General features: G+C 46.3%; 1 protein-coding gene. It reads left to right on the top strand.

Annotated features, from left to right (window positions below; translation table 11 throughout):
* A partial coding sequence (locus FH871_RS34805; RefSeq protein WP_138995341.1) for a PhzF family phenazine biosynthesis protein occupies positions 1-482 on the top strand: 482 nt, incomplete at both ends.

Raw genomic sequence — 482 nt, forward strand, 5'->3', positions numbered from 1 at the left:
GATAAAACAGTATGTTGTTGATGCTTTTACAGATGAAATCTTACATGGTAATCCTGCTGCAGTCTGTGTCTTGGAGGATTGGCTATCTGAAGGGCTCATGCAAGACATTGCCAAAGAAAATCGTCTGTCAGAAACAGCCTTTGTTGTCAAAGAGGAGGCAGGCTATCAGCTGCGCTGGTTTACTCCAGGTGGAGAAATTGATCTCTGCGGCCATGCCACTCTGGCAACAGCCTTCGTCCTTTTGAATTACTATGAAAAGGATGTTGAAGAGGTTAGTTTTCAAACCCTGAGTGGTCAACTTGATGTAGCCAGAAAAGGCGACCTCTATGAAATGACCTTTCCGGCCTATCCTTTGAAGAAAATTGCTGTGACAGACGAGATGGAAGCGGTTTTGGGTGTTCGCCCTCAAGAGGCCTGGCTGGCGAGGGATTTAGTCTGTTTGCTGCCATCAGAAAAAGATGTGCGTGAGCTAAGGCCTGATT

This window comes from Larkinella sp. C7 (genome assembly GCF_006149005.1).
In the GTDB taxonomy this organism is placed as follows: Bacteria; Bacteroidota; Bacteroidia; order Cytophagales; family Spirosomataceae; genus Larkinella.